The sequence below is a fragment of the Pseudodesulfovibrio aespoeensis Aspo-2 genome (assembly GCF_000176915.2).
In the GTDB taxonomy this organism is placed as follows: domain Bacteria; phylum Desulfobacterota; class Desulfovibrionia; order Desulfovibrionales; family Desulfovibrionaceae; genus Pseudodesulfovibrio; species Pseudodesulfovibrio aespoeensis.
This window is the reverse complement of the sequence record NC_014844.1, coordinates 866535-881661: the sequence shown is the minus strand read 5'-3', so window position 1 is coordinate 881661 and position 15127 is coordinate 866535. Positions and strand designations below refer to the sequence as shown.

Genomic DNA, 15127 nt, shown 5'->3' with positions numbered 1-15127 from the left:
GTCTGTCCACAGAGGCCTGAGCCATCCCCCTCCCTACTTCGTCCCCTTGGCCGACGCCCCTTTTGCAGCGGGTTTCCCGGCCTTCCTTGAAACCGTTTTCTTTGCCCCGCCCTTCTTTGCACCCGCCTTTTTGGGAGCCGCCTTTTTGGGAGCCGCCGTCTTTTTGGGAGCCGTCGTTTTTGCGGCAAGCTCGGCAGGAGACACGGGAGGCTCGGCAGAGGCATCAGCCGCAGCCACCACCGCCTTGCCCGGCTTCTCGGCCACGTGCAGATAGACGATGCCCGACATCATGGGCACATGGTAGACGCGGTCGAACCCGGCGTCCATCAGCTCGCGGGCCAGGGCGCGCTCGTCGGGAAAGGTCTTGATGCTCTCGGCCAGATAGCGGTACGCGCCCGGATCGCCCGAGACGCGGTCGCCGATAAAGGGCAGCAGGGTGTTGAGATAGAAATTGTAAAGCCCCTTCCAGACCCGGCGGCTGCCGGTGCCGAATTCGAGGATGCACAGCCGCGCGCCCGGCTTGAGCACGCGATAAAATTCGCGGTAGGCGTCCTGGCGGGGCAGGATGTTGCGGATGCCAAAGGCGATGGTGGCCGCGCCCATGCTGGCGTCGGGCAGGGGCAGGGCACGCCCGTCGGCCTGGACCGGGAAGATGCGCTTCTCAAGGCCGTCCTTGAGCTTGCGCCCCTTGCCCTGCGTGAGCATGGGCAGGGCGAAATCCAGGGCGGCCACCCGGCACTCCGGATACTGGCGGGCCAGCCCCACAGACACGTCCATGGTCCCGGCGGCCAGATCGAGCACCATCTCGCCGGGCGCGGGCCGGGCGGCCCGGACCAGGCGATGGCGCCAGTAGATGTCCTGCCCGGCGGACAGGGCGTGGTTGAGAAAATCGTACCACCCGGCAATGCGGCCAAACATGTCGGCCACGCGCCGCCCATGTTCGTCCGGGGTGCTGGCTCCGGTGGCCGATTGGCACTGGTCCCCGGCCATTTATTCGCTCCGCTCCGGGGCATCGTCAGCGTCGTCGTCCATGTCGCCTTCCGTGTCGCCTTCCATGTCGGCCCGCATGGCCAGCTCGGCCTCGCGGGAGCCGTCGCCAGCGGTCACTCCGGTGACGGTGCGCATGATGTCCTTGAAGATCACGTCGAAATTCTGCCCGAAGTTGGCCGGGGAGATGCGCCCGACCTCGATGAACTTGATCACCACTTCCTTGGCGACCTGCAGGGCCTGCTTCTGGTACTTGTCCATGCCGATGCTCCAAAAGGTTCAGAGACCGTTGAAAAATTCTTTTCGCAGGCTGTTCAAAAATGTTCGAGTGCAAGGCGCGAAAAAAGGGCAAGGCCGAAGCGTACTCCCGGTACGTGAGGATTTGACCTTTTTGAAGCAACGCAGCAATCGGATGTTTTTCAACAGCCTGCCAAACGGAAAAACCGCCCGGTGGGAAATGGCCTGGACCAACATGGTCAAGGTGCCGGGCGGGAAAAAGACGGAAACCGTGAAGCCCCCCTCTTTTTTGCGCCTTCCTACCACGAGCCGGGCCGGTCCGTCGAGAAGTTTGGGAGGCCGCGCCCCTGCGCCCGCGCCGGAAACAGTGGACTGCGGGACCGACTTGCCCTACGCTCTGCCGTCCGGTCGGGACGCCCTTTTCCACGATCCCTCTTTCATGGCGAGGTTGCTGTGAGAATACCGTTGTACACCGCGCTGCTGCTGACCGCATCCAACATCTTCATGACCTTTGCCTGGTACGCCCATCTCAAGGAGCTGAACCAGCGCCCGTGGTACATCGCCGCCCTGGTCAGCTGGGGCATCGCCCTGTTCGAGTACATGATCCAGGTCCCGGCCAACCGGCTCGGCTACACCGCCCTGACCCTGCCCCAGCTCAAGGTCATGCAGGAGGTGCTGGCCCTGGCCGTGTTCGCGCCCTTTTGCATCCTGTACATGAACCAGCCGCTGAAATGGGACTACCTCTGGGCCTCCCTGTGCCTGCTCGGCGCGGTCTATTTCATCTTCAGATCATGAGAATAGAGCAGGCCCGCGAACAACGTGTTCGCGGGCCTGATTGTCAGCTTCGGCGGCGCGGCCCGTACAGGCTCTTGACAATATCACAACTGCAGGCTGTTCAAAAATGGTGCGATGCAAGACGCGAGAAAAGGGCAAGACCGACGCGTAGTCTTCCTACGCGAGGGTTTGCCCTTTTCGAAGCAACGCAGCAGATCGCCGTTTTTCAACAGCCTGGCTATGAGCCGCAGCACTTCTTGTACTTGCGTCCCGACCCGCAGGGGCAGACGGCGTTTCTGGATATCTTGGGCTCGGCGCGCTTGACCGGCTCCTTCTTCTTGTCCCCGGCAGAGCCGGAGTCGGTATATTCGAGCTGGTCCGTCTGCTCGTGCTGGAACTCCTCGTCCTTGACCTCGGCCTGGATGCGCAGGTGGGAGAAGGCACGCATGGCGGTCTCCTTGAGGGTGTAGATAAGCTCCTCGAACAGGGCAAAGCCCTCGCGCTTGTACTCCTGCTTGGGGTCCTTCTGGCCGTAGCCGCGCAGGCCTATGCCGTCGCGCAGGTGGTCCATGTTCAGCAGGTGCTCCTTCCAGTTGCGGTCGAGCGAGTCGAGCAGGAAATAGCGCAGGACTTCCTGATAGTGGTTGCCCGTGGAGGCGCGCAGGTAGGCGAATATCTCGTCCACCCAGGCCTCGGCCTGCTCGCGCGTGGGCAGCCCGCCTTCGCTCCAGGCCGCGAACCGCTCGAAGTTGAAGACCTCTTCAAGCCGGGCACGCACCGAGTCGGTCATCTCCTGTTCCGCCACCTTGGCCTCCAGGGCGGGCCCCAGGATATCCTCCAGCAGATCGATGCCGTATTCGCGCGCGATGTTGTCCACCTCGGGGGCCATCATCAGCTCGCGACGCAGGGAATAGACCACCTCGCGCTGCTGGTTCATGACATCGTCGTATTCCAGCAGCTGCTTGCGTATCTCGAAATGATGGGCCTCGACCCTGGTCTGGGATTTCTCGATGGCGCTCGAGACCATCTTGTTCTCGATGGCCATGCCGTCTTCCAGGCCGAGCTTGTTCATGATCCCGGCCAGGCGATCGGACCCGAAGAGGCGCATCAGGTCGTCGTCCAGGGCGAGGTAGAAGCGCGACGACCCCGGATCGCCCTGACGGCCAGAGCGGCCCCGCAGCTGGTTGTCGATGCGCCGCGACTCGTGGCGCTCGGTGCCGATGATGTGCAGGCCGCCCAGCTCGCACACGCCCTCGCCCAGCTTGATGTCCGTGCCGCGACCAGCCATGTTGGTGGCGATGGTCACCTTCTTGGCGTGGCCCGCCTCGGCCACGATCTCGGCCTCCATCTCGTGCTGCTTGGCGTTGAGCACGTTGTGGGGAATCTTCTTTTTCTTGAGCAGGTTCGAAAGCAGCTCGGACTTCTCGATGGACACGGTGCCCACCAGGGTGGGCTGGCCGCGCCTGTGGCAGTCGGCAATGTCCTCGGCGATGGCCTCGTACTTCTGGACCTGGCTCTTGTAGATGGCGTCGGGAAAATCCTTGCGCACCATGGGTCGGTGGGTGGGGATGACCACCACCTCAAGGTTGTAGATCTGCTTGAACTCCACGGCCTCGGTGTCTGCCGTGCCGGTCATGCCCGCCAGCTTGTCGTACATGCGGAAATAGTTCTGGAAGGTGATGGAGGCCAGGGTCTGGTTCTCGGCCTCGACCTTGACCATCTCCTTGGCCTCAATGGCCTGATGCAGCCCGTCGGACAGGCGGCGGCCCGGCATGAGGCGGCCCGTGAACTCGTCCACCAGGACCACCAGATCGTCCTTGACGATGTACTCGACGTCCTTGTGGTAGCAGTAGTGTGCCTTGACCGCCTGGAGCACATGGTGCTGCAGCGCGATATGCTGCGGGTCAAAGAGGTTGTCCACGCCGAGCAGCCCCTCGATCTTCTCCACGCCCGCGTCGGTCAGGGTGATGGACTTGGTCTTCTCGTCCAGCACAAAGTCGCCGTCGGGCACGGCGTCCTTGTCTTCGGGGTCCGTGGGCGACGACTTGACCAGCCGGGGCACGATGTCGTCCACGCGGCGGTAGAGGCCCGAGGATTTCTCGCCCGGACCGGAGATGATCAGCGGGGTCCGCGCCTCGTCGATGAGGATGGAGTCCACCTCGTCCACAATGGCGTAGTTGAGGGGACGCTGCACCAGCGTCTCCTTGTAGAATTTCATGTTGTCGCGCAGGTAGTCGAAGCCGAACTCGTTGTTGGTGCCGTAGGTGATGTCGGCCCGGTAGGCCTCCTGGCGTTCCTTCTCGCCGATGCCGTGGACGATGACGCCCACGCTCAGGCCGAGGAAGGCATAGAGCTGGCCCATCCACTCGGCGTCACGCCGGGCCAGGTAGTCGTTGACCGTGATGACGTGCACGCCCTTGCCAGAGAGGGCATTGAGGACCACGGGCAAGGTCGCCACCAGGGTCTTACCCTCGCCGGTCTTCATCTCCGCGATCTTGCCCTCGTGGAGCGCGCAGCCGCCGATAAGCTGCACGTCGAAATGGCGCATGGGCGGATCAAAGGCGCGCGCCCCGGCCTCGCGCACCAGGGCGAAGCACTCGGGCAGCAGGTCGTCCAGGGTCTTTTCCCCGGCAGCCACCTGCTCCTTCCACTGCGCGATGCGGGTCGGAAACTCGCTGTCGGCCAAGGCCGCCATCTCCGGCCCCAGGGCATTGACCCGCTCGATGACGGGAGTGAGTTTCTTCAGATAGCGGTCATTCTTGGAACCAAAGAGAAATTTGAGCATGCTGGGGGGTTCTCCTGAAAATCGTATGCGGGGCGCGGCTTCAACCGGGCGTTGCCACAAAAAATAGGTCTTTGCCCGGCAAAGTCAACGCGCCAGGGCCAAAAAGCGGACGGGCTGCAACCCCGGCGCGTCCTGCAATAGCACAAAGGAGGAAGACAGTAAAAGGCCTGATCAGGGGCCACCCGCGTGCGATCAGCTGGCTCCGTGTCCGGCCTCGGCGACTGCAACGGCAGCCTCCCGTTCCACGTCGTAGCGCTCCTTGAGCCGGACATACCATACGGACAGGACAGCATAGGTGAACATGTAAACCACACCGTTCACAAGCATGCTTACCAGCATCCCTGCCGATAAGCCCGAACCCAGCGGGCTAGCCCCGTCCGCCAGCAAATAGGAAGCAATTTGCGGGGCCACGGCAAAGGGAAGGATGGAAACGAGCAGGGCCAGGGAGTGCCCCCGGGTCATGCGCCAGGAATCCTTGAACGAAAGCCTCTCCCCCACGGCAGCGGAAGCGATGCCCGCTCCCAGGCGCACACTGAACCACCCGCCAACGGCAAACAGGCCGAAAGAGCTGATGACCCCCGCGAGCAACGGATACGCAAGCCCTTCCTCCGAGGTGAGGAAGATCACGGTGATGAATCCCGCCAGCAACAACATCAGCGCGCCAGGGATGATGACAGCCAACACCACCTTCAACTCGGCAAGGAGCGTCCGCAATGTCCTGGGAATCAGCCCGGCAGGGACAATCGGCGAGGCCTGCCCGCGCAGAGTCGTGATCAGGGTGTGAAACACGCTCACCTGAAGGGCTGTGGCGACGAGGAAGTAGAGGAGAACGCATGCCATAAGCACGGCCAGCAATGCAGAAGAAGGCGGTTCGACCACCCTCACCCACAGGAAAGGCAGCATGAGCGCCACGATGACGGCAAACATCCCGGCAAGAAACCTGGCCCGGAACCGGCACAACGCCACACTCTCCCTGAACACCGCTCCAAGCCCGACCCGTGCCATGCCACCCTCCAAATTATGTGATTTCGACAGTCTCCAGCCAGTGGCCCACGGCCACGCCCTGGGGCGCGGTGGCGGCCAGCCGCGCCACGCAGGCCGAGCAGCCGGTCAGGACCAGTTCGGCCCCGGCCAGTTGGTCCCAACACCGGGCGTTGACCCGGTCGGCCAGCTCCGGCGCGCCAAGGGACATGACCCCGCCGAACCCGCAGCACTGCCGGTCCGTGGACGCGACCAAACGGTCGCCCAGGGCGGCTTTCAGCAACAGGAAGTCGCTGTCCGCGCCATGCGCATGGCAGGGGCGGTGATAGGCGATCTGCGCCGGGACGGCCCCGGATATCACGAAGTCGGTATCCTTTGCAAGAATTGATAACGTTGTCATGGAGTTCCGCCAGACCTCGGCCTCGGCGGGATCGCCGAAGAGCGCGTCGTACCCCCGCAGCCCGGACAGGCAGGACACGCAGAACGTCACCACCTTCGGCCTGCCCGCCCCGCGCCAGACCGCGATGTTGTGCAGGGCCATGGCCCGCGCCTCGTCCACGAATCCGGCGGTCTTCAACCCGCCGCCGCAACAGCGGAAATCTCCGGACTGGATGTCCACGCCCAGCCCGTCGAGCAGGCTGCGGGCAGCGGCCAGCCATTGCTGGCGCACCAAGGTGGCTGTGCAGCCCGCGAACAGGAGCATCCGCTCGCCCCGGTGGGTGCCGGGAAAGGAGGTCGGCGTCAGGAACGGGGCCAAGGTCGGAGTCAGCCCCGGCCCGGCCCCAAGCCCGGCCAGCATCTTGAGCAAGGGGCCGAACCTGTCGGGCCGCAACGATTCCGGGACGAGTCGGGCCGCAGCGGAACCCGCAGGCCAGAGCGTCTTGGCATGGGTCAGCCACGTCTTCCACAGCCAGCCCTTGAAATCCGGGTGCGCAGCCCGCAGCCCGGCCACCAGACCGGGCACGTCCACGCCCTGGGAGCAGACGGTCGCGCAGCGGCCACAGCCCAGACACAGCCCGGCCAGCCGGGCCACGTCTGCCGAGGCCAGCAGGGACTCATCCCCGGCCAGGAGCGCGCACAGGTCCGCCTTGGCGCGCGGCCCCAGCTCCTCGCGCCCAGTGGCGGCCAGCAGCGGACAGACCTCAAGGCACTTGCCGCACAGGATGCACTCGCCCGCCACGCCTACCACCCCTTGCCGGGGTTCATGATCTCATGGGGGTCGAAGACCCGGCGCACGCCGCGCATCAGTTCCACTGCATCGCGGCCCAACTGCTCGTCGGCAAACGAAGCCTTGGTCAGGCCTGTACCGTGCTCGCCGGAAATGGTGCCGCCCAGCTCCACGGCCAGCCGGAAAATCTCGTCGGCGGCCCGGTGCGCCGCATCCGCCACGCCGGGCTGCGACCGATCATGCATTATATTGACATGGATGTTGCCATCGCCCAGGTGGCCGAAGCAGAGCACGGTCAACCCGTGGGCCTGTCCGATCCTGCGGGCGCGCTCCACGGCCTCGGCCACACGGCCGCGCGGCACGGCGATGTCCTCGGCCAGCTTGTCCGGCGCGATCCTGAAGGTCGCCGGAGAAACGGACCGGCGCACAGCCCAGACAGCCTCCTCGGCCTCGCCCCGTCCCACCTCCACAGACACCGGACCAAGGGGCGCCAGAGCCGCGATCAGCCTGTCCATCTCGGCAGCCACGCCCGGCCCGGTGCCGTCGAGCTTGAAGAGCAGCGCGGCCCGCGCGCCCTGCGCCAGGGGGATGCAATCCCCGCCCGGTCCCATGCGCACCGCCTCAAGCGTGCCCTGGTCCATGAACTCGCAGGCCGAGGGCAGGACGCCCGCGCGGAACACGGCCCCGGCCCCGGCCAGGGAGGACGCCAGATCGGCAAAGCCCACCAACGCCGAGGCCGAGGTCTCGGGCAGGGGAATGAGTTTGACAATGATCTCGGTCATCAGGCCGAGCCTGCCGTTGCTGCCCACGAAAAGCCGGGTCAGGTCCAGCCCGACCACGTCCTTGTGCGACCGCCCGCCCGCCCGCAGGACGCGCCCGCCCGGCAGCACGGCCTCGATCCCGAGCACCCAGTCGCGCGTGACCCCGTACTTGACGGCGCGCAGCCCGCCCGCGCAGGTGGCCACATTGCCGCCTATGGTCGAAAAACGCACGCTGGCCGGGTCCGGCGGATAAAAAAGCCCCTTGGCCGCACACGCCGCCTGGAGATCGGCGGTGATCACCCCAGGCTGGACCACGGCCACGAAATCGTCCGCATCCACCACCGGTTCGCCCGCCATGCGCAGCATGGAGACCACCACCCCGCCCAGCGACGGTACCGCGCCGCCCACCCGCCCGGTGCCGCGCGCCCGGCCATACACGGGCATCCGCTCCGCATCAGCCCAGCGCAGCAGTTCCACCACCTGCGCCCGCCCCTGGGGCCGGACCACAGCCCAGGGCATGGCCCGCTCCCGGCTGGCATCCGTGGAAAACGCGGCCAACCCCTCGGGCGACAGGACACACCCGTCCCCAGGGAACAGGTCGCGCAAAAACGCCGCGTGGGCAGCGGTCAAGAAAGTGGCATATTCAGTCATGCCCGGAAGGTACGGCTGCTCAAGATGGGTGTCAATGGACGCGCTTGCGGAGTGATGCCTCCGGCGGCCAGAGAACCTTTTGGAAAAGGTTCTCTGGACTCTCCAAAACTCTTTGTGACTCCGCCGCAAGGCGAGGCTGGGGGACGCAAAAAGACGGACAGCGGCGGAGAGGGCGTGGATGCGCGAAAAGGCACCCTTCCTTTCTCTTTGAAAAAAAGAGGCCCACCTTCCTGCTAACGACAGCCCCCTACGCCGCCATCAAGCCCTTGCTTGCCCGTCTGCCCTTCCTGGCGGCGTAGACCCAAAAAGTTTGGAAAGGGGGGTCCGGGGGGAAAACTTTTTCAAAAGTTCTCCCCCCGGAATCTCTCACCCTACACCAGCGCGTTGCGGTCGAGGATGCGGATGGTTTTGCCGTTGGCTTCTATTGTCTTGTTCCGTTTGAATTTTTGAATGACGCGGGAGAGGGTTTCCGGCGTTGTTCCCACGATCTTGGCCAGTTCCCTGTGGGAGACCGGCAGGCGGAAGGATTCGCCCGGCCCTGAAGCCGAGCAGGTTTCCGCGTGCATGAGGAAATGGGCGATGCGTTCCTGGGTGCCATGCAGGGCCAGGGATTCCACCATGTTCATGGCCTCCAGCAGACGCCCGGCCAGGGTCTGCATGATCTTGAGCAGCAACAGCGGCTCCCTGCGGGCCATATCTTCCATGTCCGCGGCAGGGATGGTGGCCACTTGGCTCTTCTCCAGGGCGGTGACATTGACCGGATACGGCCTGTCCGTGAACGCCGTGCAAAAGCAGAACGGCTGCCCTTCCTGCACAAGATACAGGATCTGTTCCTTGCCATCCTCATTGCTTCTGAAAATTTTGACGTGACCCGAAAGGACGATGAAAAACGCCTGGATATTGTCGGACTGGCTCACGATCCGCTCGCCAGGACCATAGACCCGCGTGCGGGCTCTCTCGGCCAACGCCTGGACGGCGTCGTCATCGAGATTCGCCAGGAGAGGAATCTGGCGCAGCAGTTCGTAAGCGTTCATGCCCTTTTTTTTCACAGAAATTGATCATTATCAATGCGCCAAACCAGGAATTCCCCTATGCTTTGTGCGTGAATAATGTGTAACCAGTTAATATAGCTGGAGGACTGAGTCATGGAAATATCACGAAGGTTATTCATGGGCGCACTTGGGGTTGCGGGAGTGGCCGCCACTACCCCAAGGGATGCTCAGGCATGGCAATCCAAGGCCCCGCCGGACCCCTATGGCTGTCTGGTCGATCTGACCCGCTGCGTGGGCTGCCGCAAGTGCGAACAGGCCTGCTCGGAAGTCAACAGCCTGCCTGCGTTAGCCGTCAGGTTCGACGACCTGACAATTCTGGACATCAAGCGCCGTCCCGAGCACGACAGCTTCACGGTGATCAACCGCCATTATTCGGGGCGGCTGGACGACAACGACAAGCCTGTGCCCACCTATGTCAAGGTGCAGTGCATGCACTGTCAGGATCCTGCGTGCGTCTCGGCGTGCATCACCGGGGCGCTCACAAAGAAAGAGAATGGCACGGTCCATTACGATGTCGACAAGTGTATCGGCTGCCGCTACTGCATGGCGGCCTGCCCCTTCGAGATCCCGGCCTACGAATATCACGAGCCGATCACGCCCAGGGTGCGCAAATGCACCTTCTGTTATGAACGCATTGAAAAGGAAGGGGGCAAGCCCGGTTGCGCCTCCATCTGCCCGGTGGAGGCGATCACCTTTGGCAAGCGCTCGCAACTGCTGACCCTGGCCCATACGCGCATCGACAGCGATCCGGCCCGATACGTGGACCACGTCTACGGCGAATCGGAAGTCGGCGGCACGAGCTGGCTGTATGTCTCGGGCGTGGACTTTGAGAAGGTCGGCTTTCAGAAGCTGCCCAGCCAGCCCATGCCCAAGATCACTGAGACCATTCAGCATTCGCTGTTCAGCTATCTCTGGTCACCCCTGGTCCTGTTCGGCGTACTGGGAGGAATCATGCGCCTCACATCCCGCAAATCCGACAAGGAGGCGAACCATGAGTCATAAGCCGCAACCCATCGACGCGCCCTTCTGGACACCGGGCACCCTGGTTATGGCGGCCCTCATGTTCGCAGCCGCCGTGACCCTGGTCTTTCGGTACACATACGGGCTCGGCGCCGTGACCAACCTGGACAACCACTACCCGTGGGGCATCTGGATCGGCCTTGATGTCGCGTCCGGGGTCGCCCTGGCCGCAGGCGGGTTCACCACCGCCTTCCTCGCCCACATCATGGGACGCCACTACTACGAAGCCATCACCAGGCCCGCGCTCCTGACAGCGGCGCTGGGATACACCTTTGTGGCCATAGCCGTGTTCATCGACATAGGCCGGTCCTGGGCCATCTGGAAGGCGGTTGTCTACCAGAACCACAACTCGGCCCTGTTCGAGGTCGCCATGTGCGTGATGGCCTATGTCACGGTCTTGTGGATCGAGTTCATCCCGGTACTGGCAGAGCGGCTCGGGGAGAAAATCCCCCTGCTCAGGTTCCTTGACCGCATCCTGGACAAGACCATGTGGGTGTTCATCCTCCTCGGAGTGGTGCTTTCCTGCATGCATCAATCCAGCCTCGGCACCCTGCTGGTCATTGCCCCCACCAAGATGTCGGAATTGTGGTACACGCCGCTGCAACCGCTCCTGTTCCTCACCTCCGCCTTTGCCGTGGGCTATCCCATGGTCGTGGTGGAGACCGCCATCGCCACCTCGTCGCTGAAGCTCGAATCGGAAATGCACATCCTGACGCCGCTTTCCAGGATCACCATCCTGCTGCTCGGCATCTACATGGTCCTCAAGCTCGGCGATCTCGTATACCGGGACGCGTATGTCACGCTCCTGGACGGATCGGCCCAGAGCAATTCCTTTCTCATCGAAGTCGGATTGGGCGTTGTCCTGCCCTGGCTCATGCTCCTCTTCGGAAAAGTGCGCCGGTCGCGGCGGCTTCTCTTCATAGCCGCGCTTCTGGTGGTAGCCGGGGTCATGCTGAACCGGTTCAACGTCTTTGTCGTCTCCTTCAAGGCACCCTATGCGACCGGGCCCTACTATCCGGCCATCGGCGAGATCATCGTCACGGTCGGAGCCGTGGCCACGATCTTCTTCCTCTACCGGGTGTTCGTCACCCATTTCCCGGTGCTCTCGGCCCGGAGACAGGAGGTTTCCCGATGAAGAGAAACACACTGCAATGGCTGGCCTTCGCCGCCGTTGCCCTGATGGTGTGGGTCACGGCCTCCGCATGGTCTGCGGCACCCCCCGCAGAGGCACAAAAACCGGTTGAAAAATCCAGAAAGGACCTGACCCCCAAGCCGGAAGGCTGGGTGGCTCCGGATCAGCAGGAGGCCGAAGAACTGGCCAGGAAAACGTATCCGTATGTGGAGAAGGTGCTCATGGAGGACCTGCCGCTCAGGCAACAGCGGCTGCGCAACATTGACATCGGGTTCAAGGATATCAAGCGCAGCTACATCCTTCTCGACAGCCCCTACGTCGACACCTACGACAAAAAGTATGGCCCGGTGCGGTTCATGCACGCAAAGCATGCGGCATCGCTGGACGGAGACTGCGCGGCGTGTCACCATTACCGTCCCGCCGACCCCGAGGCTGCTGAAACCGTGGCCTGCAGATCCTGTCACCAGGAGGCGTTTTCTGGCGGCGACCAGGAGCGCCTCGGCCTCAAGGCCGCCTACCACATCCAGTGCATGGGGTGTCATGCCGACATGAAGAAGGGGCCGGTCAGTTGCGAAGGATGCCATGCCACGCGTCCTGTGGATCACAAGGAACTGGTCAAGCTCCCGGCCAACCCCACACCTCAGGAAGTGACCAAGGAGTGCCTGCGCTGCCACGAGGACGCGGGCAAGGACATGCTGACCTCGGCCCATTGGCTGTGGCGCGGCCCTTCGCCCTTTACGACCGAGCAGAGGAAGGACGTCATGTCGGGCAAGGGAACGACAACGATCAACAACTTCTGCATCTCCATCCTCAGCAACGAGGCCCGCTGCACGTCATGCCATGCCGGATACGGCTGGAAGGACGACACCTTCGACTTCAGCAAAACCGAAAACATCGACTGCCTGGTCTGCCATGACACCACCGGCAGTTACGTCAAGGCGCCGCCCAAGGCGGGCATGCCCGACCCCAAGGTCGATCTGCCCCATGTGGCGCAAAATGTCGGCCCCACCAGCCGCAGTTCGTGCGGCACCTGCCACTTCAGCGGCGGCGGCGGCGACGCGGTCAAGCACGCGGACATGAGCTCGGAACTGAACTGGCCCAGCCGCGACTGCGACATCCACATGGGCGGGTATGACTTCCAGTGCGTGGAATGCCATCAAACCCGAAATCACAAGATATCGGGCCGCTCCACGTCCGCCCCGGTGGTCGAGGGGTCCCGCGCCTGCGAGGACTGCCACACCTCGGCCCCGCACTACGGCGACAGCCTGCTCGACCATCACCTGAACAAGCATTGCGACACGGTGGGCTGCAACACCTGCCACTCGCCCGTATACTCCAAATGCCTCGCCACCAAGACATGGTGGGACTGGTCCACTGCCGGAGACAGGGATCGCAAGGCCCAGAAGGACAAGTACGGCAAGGAGGATTACAACTGGATGAAGGGAACCTTTGAGTGGAAGGAATCCGCCAAGCCGGAATACGCGTGGTACAACGGATTCATGAAGCGGCACGTCCTGGGCGACACCATCAACCCCGACGCCGTGGGCTTCAGGCCGGGCGAGGAACTGACCTATGCGCAGAAGCGCGCCCTGGTGAAGACCAACATCACCGAACCCATCGGCTCGATGAAGGACCCGCACTCCAAGATCACGCCCTTCAAGATCATGGCCGCCATCCAGCCCGCCGATGCCGAGCATCGGCATCTGCTTGTCCCCCACACGTTCCCCTATGACAAGGAAGACAAAACGGCATTCTGGGTGAGCGCGGATTGGCAGGCTGCCTTCGAGGAAGGCATGAAAAAGGCCAAGCTGCCCTACAGCGGCGAGTACATGTGGGTCGCCACGAACATGTACTGGCGCATCGAGCATGAAGTCATGCCCAAGGAGCACGCCCTGTCCTGCGTGCAATGCCACACGAGCCTCAAGGGCGATCGCACCTGCGACCGCTGCCACCAGGATGGCCGCAACGCCAAGTTCCGCGAACTGGTGGAAAAAGGCGCTGACTTCGAACACCTGCGGCTCAAGGGACGCGATGTCGGCTCCCTGATCGGCACCACGGACTACATCGACTTCAAGAAGCTCGGCTACAAGGACGACCCGATCCTCTCGGGAGGCCGCTTCAAGACACTGCCGCTGGGGTATGGCGCCACCAAGAAGTAAGGCAATACCGCCTGAAAACCATCAACAGCCCCGGAATCTCCTGATTCCGGGGCTGTTTCCCTGGCCCGACCGGGACCTTGCCGCAAGGCCGGATCAGTATTCAGTCGTGTCCAGCTCCACGCCCAGCCGCTCCCATTGGGCCTTGGCCGCGGCCTCGGCCCGGGCCACCATGTCCTGCTCCCAGGGTTCGAGGATCAGGGTCTCGGCCACCAATTGCCAGAGGTATTTCACCTCGTACTTGTAGTCCTTGTAGTACTTGGGGATGCGCTTCATGATCTGGTCGCGGCAGTTGGAGCAGCCGACCACCACCACGTCCGCGCCGCTGCGCTTGATCTGGTCGTACTTGTGCCGGGCATGCCAGGCGGATTCGTCCTCAAAGGGCATGGGCCACATGCCGCCGCCCCCGCCGCAGCAGTAGTTGAGCCCCCGGTCCGGCGACATCTCGACAAAGTCGTCCACGCACTGCCTGACGATCCAGCGCGGCTCGTCATAAAACCCCTTGCCGAAGTGGCGGGCCAGCTCGCGGCCATGCTTACACGAGTCGTGCCAGGTGAACCGCCTGCCCGCGTTGACCGACTTGTCGAGCTTGACGCGGCCCTCGCGGATGACCTGGACCAGGTAATCATAGAGGTAGATGAACCCGACCTCGTTGTTGGGGTCCTCCAGCACGCAGGTGTCCATGCCCTTGCGGCAGCCGTAGGAACCGCCGCCGCAGTCGGGCATGATCATGCGCTCGATGTTGTGCTGCTTCATGTAGTCGATCTTGCGCTTGGCCAGCTTCTTGTTGCCCGCGTAGTTGCCGGTGAAGAGCGCCCAGTCCACGGCCTCCCAGCCCTCGGATGGCACGGTCCAGTCCTCTTTGGCCGCGTAAAAGATCCGCCACCACCAGTACTGGTCCTCGAAATCGCCGTAGACCTCCTTGGAATTGGGGAAGAACAACACCTTGGCGTCCTGCTTGTCCACCGGGACAAAGAAGCCGGGGCACTCCTCGGCCATCTCCACGCCCAGTTCGGCCATGCCTGAGAGATACTCCTCCTTGGAGATGGCGAGGTTGTTGCCGGTCTCCAGGTTGTTGGCCATGCCCTTGTGCAGCGATCCCGGCACCTTGTCGCGGTCACGCAGGCTCTTCATGTGGCCCATGACCGCCGGGATGTCGATGCCCATGGGGCAGGAATAGGCGCACCGCCCGCAGCCGGTGCACAACCACGGGAATTTCGAGTCCACGACCTCGTCCACCATCCCATAGGCGAGCATGCGCATGACCTTGCGCGTGTCCCAGCCCCCCATGCCGGGCGTGCCGGTGACCGGGCAGCCGTTGGAGCATGTCCCGCAGATCATGCAGGCGCTGAAGTCGAACCGGTTCAGGAAGTCGCGCACCCCGACATCCATCGGCTTTGGAATGACCATGTCCATGATCCGC

At 63.3% G+C, this 15127-nt stretch carries 13 protein-coding genes; 5 read left to right on the top strand and 8 right to left on the bottom strand.

What is annotated here, in order from left to right:
• Positions 1–33: 33 nt before the first annotated feature.
• Both DAES_RS03965 and DAES_RS03960 read right to left on the bottom strand, forming a co-directional pair.
• Positions 34–990 carry a ubiquinone/menaquinone biosynthesis methyltransferase gene (locus DAES_RS03965; RefSeq protein WP_013513745.1) on the bottom strand — a complete coding sequence of 319 codons (957 nt, stop codon included), beginning with the start codon at positions 988–990 and terminating at the stop codon, positions 34–36.
• Positions 991–1248, bottom strand: coding sequence for a hypothetical protein (locus tag DAES_RS03960; RefSeq protein WP_013513744.1), 258 nt, complete (start codon positions 1246–1248; stop codon positions 991–993).
• On the opposite strand from DAES_RS03960, the gene DAES_RS17530 reads away from it, so the two are divergent.
• Positions 1247–1681, top strand: a complete 435-nt coding sequence (locus tag DAES_RS17530) for a hypothetical protein (protein WP_157864801.1) — start codon at positions 1247–1249, stop codon at positions 1679–1681. The genes DAES_RS03960 and DAES_RS17530 overlap by 2 nt on opposite strands.
• Positions 1678–2019, top strand: coding sequence for a DMT family protein (locus DAES_RS03950; protein WP_013513743.1), 342 nt, complete (start codon positions 1678–1680; stop codon positions 2017–2019). The genes DAES_RS17530 and DAES_RS03950 overlap by 4 nt, the downstream gene beginning before the upstream one ends.
• Before the next feature lie 217 nt (positions 2020–2236).
• Here DAES_RS03950 and secA read toward each other — a convergent pair whose 3' ends face one another.
• The 5 genes from secA to DAES_RS03925 all read right to left on the bottom strand — a co-directional run bounded on the left by secA (position 2237) and on the right by DAES_RS03925 (position 9378).
• Entirely contained in the window at positions 2237–4783 is a 2547-nt protein-coding gene (gene secA, locus DAES_RS03945; RefSeq protein ID WP_013513742.1) for a preprotein translocase subunit SecA, read from the bottom strand.
• 192 nt (positions 4784–4975) lie between these two features.
• The gene (locus DAES_RS03940) at positions 4976–5788 is read right to left on the bottom strand and encodes a hypothetical protein (RefSeq protein WP_013513741.1); all 813 of its coding nucleotides are present in this window, start codon (positions 5786–5788) and stop codon (positions 4976–4978) included.
• A 13-nt stretch (positions 5789–5801) separates the two neighbouring features.
• Entirely contained in the window at positions 5802–6944 is a 1143-nt protein-coding gene (locus DAES_RS03935; RefSeq protein WP_013513740.1) for a (Fe-S)-binding protein, read from the bottom strand.
• Positions 6945–6946: 2 nt separating this feature from the next.
• Positions 6947–8344, bottom strand: a complete 1398-nt coding sequence (locus DAES_RS03930) for an FAD-binding oxidoreductase (RefSeq protein ID WP_013513739.1) — start codon at positions 8342–8344, stop codon at positions 6947–6949.
• Positions 8345–8715: 371 nt separating this feature from the next.
• Complete coding sequence (locus DAES_RS03925) at positions 8716–9378, bottom strand: Crp/Fnr family transcriptional regulator (RefSeq protein WP_013513738.1); 663 nt, start codon at positions 9376–9378, stop codon at positions 8716–8718.
• A 111-nt stretch (positions 9379–9489) separates the two neighbouring features.
• Between DAES_RS03925 and DAES_RS03920 the strand changes: the two genes are divergently transcribed.
• From DAES_RS03920 to DAES_RS03910, 3 genes are read left to right on the top strand one after another with little or no spacing between them, the layout of a single operon-like run.
• Positions 9490–10398 (top strand): 4Fe-4S dicluster domain-containing protein, encoded by a 909-nt coding sequence (locus tag DAES_RS03920; RefSeq protein ID WP_013513737.1) that lies wholly within the window; start codon positions 9490–9492, stop codon positions 10396–10398.
• The gene (gene nrfD, locus DAES_RS03915; protein ID WP_013513736.1) at positions 10388–11551 is read left to right on the top strand and encodes an NrfD/PsrC family molybdoenzyme membrane anchor subunit; all 1164 of its coding nucleotides are present in this window, start codon (positions 10388–10390) and stop codon (positions 11549–11551) included. The genes DAES_RS03920 and nrfD overlap by 11 nt, the downstream gene beginning before the upstream one ends.
• Before the next feature lie 44 nt (positions 11552–11595).
• A complete protein-coding gene (locus DAES_RS03910; protein ID WP_173358459.1) occupies positions 11596–13707 on the top strand; it encodes a tetrathionate reductase family octaheme c-type cytochrome in 2112 nt (703 codons plus the stop codon).
• Positions 13708–13800: 93 nt separating this feature from the next.
• Here DAES_RS03910 and DAES_RS03905 read toward each other — a convergent pair whose 3' ends face one another.
• The gene (locus DAES_RS03905) at positions 13801–15120 is read right to left on the bottom strand and encodes a (Fe-S)-binding protein (protein WP_013513734.1); all 1320 of its coding nucleotides are present in this window, start codon (positions 15118–15120) and stop codon (positions 13801–13803) included.
• Positions 15121–15127: the final 7 nt, after the last annotated feature.